General features: G+C 56.8%; 5 protein-coding genes. 3 read left to right on the forward strand and 2 right to left on the reverse strand.

The window, feature by feature from the left end; genetic code table 11:
- The first annotated feature begins 27 nt into the window (after nt 1–27).
- Both argC and erpA read left to right on the forward strand, forming a co-directional pair.
- Nucleotides 28–1062, forward strand: a complete 1035-nt coding sequence (argC, locus tag L6D81_RS10425; protein WP_064599800.1) for an N-acetyl-gamma-glutamyl-phosphate reductase — start codon at nt 28–30, stop codon at nt 1060–1062.
- Nucleotides 1063–1230: 168 nt separating this feature from the next.
- Nucleotides 1231–1581, forward strand: a complete 351-nt coding sequence (gene erpA, locus L6D81_RS10430) for an iron-sulfur cluster insertion protein ErpA (protein ID WP_003228776.1) — start codon at nt 1231–1233, stop codon at nt 1579–1581.
- Nucleotides 1582–1653: 72 nt separating this feature from the next.
- On the opposite strand, the gene L6D81_RS10435 is transcribed toward erpA, so the two are convergent.
- Both L6D81_RS10435 and L6D81_RS10440 read right to left on the reverse strand, forming a co-directional pair.
- The gene (locus L6D81_RS10435) at nt 1654–2745 is read right to left on the reverse strand and encodes an anhydro-N-acetylmuramic acid kinase (RefSeq protein ID WP_236178977.1); all 1092 of its coding nucleotides are present in this window, start codon (nt 2743–2745) and stop codon (nt 1654–1656) included.
- A 3-nt stretch (nt 2746–2748) separates the two neighbouring features.
- Nucleotides 2749–4173, reverse strand: a complete 1425-nt coding sequence (locus L6D81_RS10440; RefSeq protein ID WP_236178978.1) for a peptidoglycan DD-metalloendopeptidase family protein — start codon at nt 4171–4173, stop codon at nt 2749–2751.
- 210 nt (nt 4174–4383) lie between these two features.
- On the opposite strand from L6D81_RS10440, the gene tyrS reads away from it, so the two are divergent.
- Nucleotides 4384–5583 carry a tyrosine--tRNA ligase gene (tyrS, locus tag L6D81_RS10445; protein ID WP_236178979.1) on the forward strand — a complete coding sequence of 400 codons (1200 nt, stop codon included), beginning with the start codon at nt 4384–4386 and terminating at the stop codon, nt 5581–5583.
- The last annotated feature ends 582 nt before the right edge of the window (nt 5584–6165 follow it).

The raw sequence follows: 6165 nt of genomic DNA on the forward strand, positions 1-6165 counted from the left end.
TCCAGTGGGTTCGTTGAGGGCAGGTTTATGGTCAAGGTCGGTATCGTCGGCGGCACGGGTTACACCGGTGTCGAACTGCTGCGTCTGTTGGCACAGCATCCGCAGGCAGAAGTGGTGGTCATCACTTCCCGATCCGAGGCCGGTCTGGCCGTGGCTGACATGTATCCGAACCTGCGTGGCCACTACGATGGTCTGGCATTCAGCGTGCCGGACATCAAGACCCTGGGCGCTTGCGACGTGGTGTTCTTCGCCACTCCCCACGGTGTTGCCCACGCGCTGGCCGGCGAATTGCTGGCGGCCGGCACCAAGGTCATCGACCTGTCGGCAGACTTCCGTCTGCAGGACGCCGATGAATGGGCCAAGTGGTACGGCCAGCCGCACGGTGCGCCGGAGCTGCTGGACGAAGCGGTTTACGGCTTGCCGGAAGTCAATCGCGAGCAGATCAAGAAGGCGCGTCTGATCGCGGTGCCGGGTTGCTATCCGACCGCGACGCAGCTGGGCTTCCTTCCGTTGCTTGAAGCGGGCATCGCCGACGCTTCCCACCTGATCGCCGACTGCAAGTCCGGTGTCAGCGGTGCCGGTCGTGGTGCTGCCGTAGGCTCGCTGTATTCCGAAACGTCGGAAAGCATGAAGGCCTATGCGGTGAAAGGTCACCGTCATCTGCCGGAAATTCGTCAGGGGCTGCGTCGTGCGGCGGGCAAGGATGTCGGTCTGACTTTCGTGCCACACCTGACGCCGATGATCCGTGGCATTCACTCCACGCTTTACGCGACCGTTGTGGATCGCTCAGTGGATCTGCAGGCATTGTTCGAGAAACGTTATGCCAATGAGCCGTTCGTCGATGTGATGCCGGCCGGCAGCCATCCGGAAACCCGCAGCGTGCGTGGTGCGAACGTCTGCCGCATTGCCGTTCACCGTCCGCAGGATGGCGATCTGGTAGTGGTGCTGTCGGTGATCGACAACCTGGTCAAGGGGGCGTCGGGTCAGGCAGTGCAGAACATGAACATTCTGTTCGGGCTGGATGAGCGTCTGGGTCTGTCCCACGCGGGCATGCTGCCGTAACGACGGAACTTGCTTGGTAAAAAGGCCCGTCTAACGGGCCTTTTCGCATTCTGGTCGGTTGATCAGCTTTATTGATATACCGTAACAATAGTTGACCGATTTTCTAGGACAAGCGGATAATGCGCGTCATCACGCATTATGGCGGCGTAACGCCGGGAGAGAGTCAGCATGAGCGTCGAATCCTTCACCCCCACGGCTTTGCAATTCACTCAGGGTGCCGCGCACAAGGTGAAGAGCCTGGTCGATGAAGAGGGGAATGATCGCTTGAAGCTGCGCGTATTCGTTACGGGCGGCGGTTGTTCAGGGTTTCAGTACGGTTTCACCTTCGATGAAGATGTGGCCGAGGACGACACGATCGTCGAGCGCGAAGGCGTCAGTCTGGTGGTCGATCCGATGAGCTTCCAGTACCTGGCGGGTGCCGAGGTGGATTATCAGGAAGGTCTGGAAGGCTCGCGTTTCGTGATCAAGAACCCGAATGCCACTACTACTTGTGGTTGCGGCTCGTCGTTCTCGATCTGATCGCGCTTCGCCGAACACAATAAAACGCCGCAGAACCTCACGGTTCTGCGGCGTTTTGTTATCTGCGATTTGTCAGTGGGGGTAGATGGCCCCGAGTACGCGCAGGCCTTTGGCACCGGTGACGCTCGGGCGATTGGCGGCGATGCCTTCCAGACAGCAATGGGCCAGCCAAGCGAAGGCCATGGCCTCGACCCAGTCCGGATCGACGCCGTGGGTCGATGTGCTGGCGACTTTGGTGTTCGGCAGTAGCCCGGCCAGGCGATTCATCAGTGCGATGTTGTGAGCACCGCCGCCGCAGACCAACAATTCCCGAGTATCGGATTGGGCGCTTTGCAGGGAGCCGACGATAGTCAGTGCGGTGAGCTCCAGCAGCGTTGCTTGCACGTTTTCCGTCAGGAACACTGGCAGGCGTGAAAGGTGCTGCTCCAGCCAGGGCAGGTTGAAGACTTCGCGGCCGGTGCTCTTCGGGCCTTGTGTCATGAAAAACGGATCGCTGAGCAAGGCCTTCAGGAGGGTAGGCTCAACCTTGCCGCTGGCTGCCCACTGCCCGTTGCGGTCGTAGTTTTCGCCCCGTTGCTGATGAATCCAGGCATCCATCAGCACATTCCCCGGCCCGCAGTCGAAACCGGCTACAGGCTTGTTCGGCTCGATCAGACTGAGATTGCTGAAACCGCCGACATTCAGAACCGCACGGTTGCCGGTACGCTCTTCGAACAACGCCTCATGAAAGGCTGGAACCAGAGGGGCGCCCTGGCCGCCGGCGGCTACATCACGGCTGCGGAAGTCGCTGACGACGGTGATACCGGTCAGTTCAGTGAGTAGGGCAGGGTTGCCTATCTGTACGGTAAAGCCACGAGCCGGCTCATGGCGAATAGTCTGGCCGTGGCTGCCGATCGCGCGAATGGCTTCGGGCTTGAGCTGCTGCTGTTCGAGGAGGGTGTGGATCCCCCGCGCGGCGAGCTTTACCCAGTTTTGCTGGGCAATCGCCGAGCGGGCGATTTCGTCAGGGCCGCTGGCGCACAAGCCAAGCAGCTCGGCGCGCAGGGTGTCTGGCATGGGAATGTAGTGGGTGGCGATCAGGTTGATCGCCGAGGATTGCTCGATCAGGGCGATGTCCAGCCCGTCGAGGCTGGTGCCGGACATCACGCCGATATACAGACTCATGGCTTAGCGTTTGCTCGAAGCCAGCATGGTGGCCTTTTCCTGGTCCATGCGCGCCATCAACGGCTGGCTCTGCGCCAGGAAGCGAGCGCGTTCGGATTTGGCGATCGGGTCGGCCATCGGCAGCTTCTGGCCCAATGGATCGACGTGAACACCGTTGACCTGGAACTCGTAGTGCAGGTGGGGGCCGGTGGACAGGCCGGTGGTGCCGATGTAGCCGATCACCTGGCCCTGTTTAACAGTGCCGCCGGTCTTCACGCCCTTGGCGAAGCCTTGCATGTGGCCATACAGCGTACGGTAAGTGTTGCCGTGCTGGATGATCACGGTGTTGCCGTAGCCGCCGCGACGGCCGGCCAGCAGCACTTTTCCGTCGCCGGCAGCCTTGATCGGCGTACCGCGTGGGGCTGCGTAATCGACGCCTTTGTGGGCGCGGATCTTGTTGAGGATCGGATGTTTGCGGCCCATGGAGAATTTCGAGCTGATGCGGGCGAAGTCTACCGGTGTACGGATGAACGCCTTGCGCATGCTGTTGCCATCGGCGGTGTAGTAGCTGCTGTTGCCCTGCTTGTTGGTGTAACGCACTGCGGTGTAAGTCTTGCCGCGGTTGGTGAAGCGCGCGGACAGGATCGGGCCGTTGCCAACGGCCTTGCCATTGACCACTTTCTGCTCATAGATCACATCGAACTCGTCGCCTTGGCGGATATCCTGGGCGAAGTCGATGTCGTAGCCAAAGACACTGGCCATGTCCATGGTCAGGCTGTGTGACAGGCCAGCGCGGGCGGCGGACTGCGATAGCGAGCTGTTGATCACTCCGTGCGCATACGCGGTGCGAACAGTCGGTTTAGCGGTGACGCGGTTGAACACATAACCCTTGTCGTTCTTGGTCAGAGTGATGGTTTCAACGTCGCTGACCTTGCTGCGCAGGTTGGTCAGCAGGCCTTGTGAATTCAATTCGAACTCGAGTTTCTGGCCATGTTTAAGCTGACTGAATTGCTTGGCTTGTTTGTCGCTGGTCAGCACTTCATGGACGGCGGCGGCCGGGAGGCCGACTTTTTCAAACAATGTAGAAAGCGTATCGCCCTTGGAAACGATCACTTCCCTGTGATTTGAAGCCTTCTTTTCTTCGGCTGCCGACATCGGTGCTGTTGCGGCCTGAGCGGTTTCCTGCGCTTCTTCGGTGCTGTTTTCGATCTGTGCGAAAGGGGAGGATACGGACTCATTTGTGGCTTGAGCCGAGTCTGCGGCGTCTTGATCCTGTGTCAGTTGTTCAGCAGGACTTTCCAGTTCAAGGCTCAGCGTTGTCTTTTTGGCTTCAACATCACTGGATGGAAACACCAGGAGCGCCAGACTGAGAAGGGCGGCGATCCCGCTTGCGGCGAGCAGGTGGGTCTTCGGGTAAAGCGGTGGCGCTTTAGACGGTTCAGTGGTCATAAGTAATTTGACTTTGAAAAAGATGAATTGGAAAAGATGAATGACATGATGAAGATGAAATAACTGTATAAAATATAACCAAATCATCTCTGAAGCAAGTCTGCGGACGCTCTGTCCGTGGATTGGAGTCCGTGCGCCGGGCAAAACTTGTATTTGGTGCGCGATCTTGTATGGTTGGTTCCCTTTGAATCTGAGCCTTGCGGGTCTGTTATGAAGTCGGTTGAAGAGCAGCTAGCGCTGATTAAACGTGGTGCGGAAGAACTATTGGTCGAGTCCGAGCTGATCGAAAAGCTCAAACGTGGCCAGCCGCTACGAATCAAGGCTGGCTTCGATCCAACTGCGCCGGATCTGCACCTTGGTCACACTGTGCTTATTAATAAGCTGCGCCAGTTCCAGGAACTGGGGCATCAGGTGATCTTCCTTATTGGTGATTTCACCGGAATGATCGGTGATCCGAGCGGCAAGAGTGCCACCCGCCCTCCGCTGACCCGTGAGCAGGTTCTGGAAAATGCCGAGACCTATAAAACTCAGGTGTTCAAGATTCTTGATCCGGCGAAAACCGAAGTCGCGTTCAACTCCACCTGGATGGATCAGATGGGGCCGGCGGACTTTATTCGTCTGACTTCGCAGTACACCGTTGCTCGCATGCTCGAGCGTGATGACTTCGACAAGCGCTACACCACCAATCAGCCGATCGCGATCCACGAATTTCTCTATCCGCTGGTGCAGGGTTATGACTCTGTAGCATTGCGCGCTGATGTGGAGCTGGGTGGTACCGATCAGAAGTTCAACCTGCTGATGGGGCGTGAGCTTCAGCGTGGTTATGGTCAGGAAGCTCAGTGCATTCTGACGATGCCACTGCTTGAAGGTCTGGATGGTGTGAAGAAGATGTCCAAGTCGTTGGGCAACTACGTCGGTATCCAGGAAGCTCCGGGTGTCATGTACAGCAAGCTGGTCTCGATTCCTGATGCATTGATGTGGCGCTACTTCGAATTGCTCAGCTTCCGTTCGATGGATGAGATCAACGTGTTCCGTACGGATGTAGAGGCGGGAGCTAATCCTCGCGATATCAAGATCAAGCTGGCTGAGGAGATTGTCGCGCGTTTCCACGGTGAAGAGGCTGCGGCCAATGCTCACCGCGGTGCGGGTAACCGTATGAAGGATGGTGAGTTGCCGGATGATCTGCCAGAGGTCGAACTGACTGCTGCCGAGGATATGCCGATTGCTGCTGTTCTTAATAAGGCAGGGCTGGTGAAGAACTCTGCGGCTGCTCGTGATTTGCTGGCTTCCGGTGGTGTGCGCGTGGACGGTGAGGTTGTTGATCGCTCCTTTGTGTGCGCGCTGGGCTCGACTCACGTTTGTCAGGCTGGCAAAAAGACTTTTGCGCGGATTACGCTGAATGCTGAGTAAATTTTAAATAAGGGGTTGACGGCAGATTCTGAGTCTCTATAATTCGCCCCACTTCCGGCGCAGTCGAAACGGAAAACTCCTTGAGATTCAATGAGTTAAGTAGGTTTCGAAAGCGGATTGCTTCAGATCATCGAGGCCTGGAAGCAGTTGGAAATGCCGGATTGTTACGGCGCTTTCAACGGTTCGATCTTCTCGGTCGAAAGCGGAGAAAAAGAGGTGTTGACAGCAGCGTGTAACGCTGTAGAATTCGCCTCCCGCTAACGAGAGATCGGAAGCGCAAGTGGTTGAAGTTGTTGAAGAAATCTTCGAAAGCTTCTGAAAATAACCACTTGACAGCAAATGAGGGTGCTGTAGAATGCGCGCCTCGGTTGAGACGAAAGATCTTAACCAACCGCTCTTTAACAACTGAATCAAGCAATTCGTGTGGGTGCTTGTGGAGTCAGACTGATAGTCAACAAGATTATCAGCATCACAAGTTACTCCGCGAGAAATCAAAGATGTAACCAACGATTGCTGAGCCAAGTTTAGGGTTTTCTCAAAACCCAAAGATGTTTGAACTGAAGAGTTTGATCATGGCTCAGA

Source organism: Pseudomonas sputi (genome assembly GCF_021603585.1).
In the GTDB taxonomy this organism is placed as follows: domain Bacteria; phylum Pseudomonadota; class Gammaproteobacteria; order Pseudomonadales; family Pseudomonadaceae; genus Aquipseudomonas; species Aquipseudomonas sputi.

Bases quoted from the DNA above. Each gene is read 5' to 3' on its own strand.
- L6D81_RS10440 (WP_236178978.1), bottom strand. From the start codon at position 4,173: ATGACCACTGAACCGTCTAAAGCGCCACCGCTTTACCCGAAGACCCAC.
- L6D81_RS10435 (WP_236178977.1), bottom strand. From the start codon at position 2,745: ATGAGTCTGTATATCGGCGTGATGTCCGGCACCAGCCTCGACGGGCTG.
- argC (WP_064599800.1), top strand. From the start codon at position 28: ATGGTCAAGGTCGGTATCGTCGGCGGCACGGGTTACACCGGTGTCGAA.
- erpA (WP_003228776.1), top strand. From the start codon at position 1,231: ATGAGCGTCGAATCCTTCACCCCCACGGCTTTGCAATTCACTCAGGGT.
- tyrS (WP_236178979.1), top strand. From the start codon at position 4,384: ATGAAGTCGGTTGAAGAGCAGCTAGCGCTGATTAAACGTGGTGCGGAA.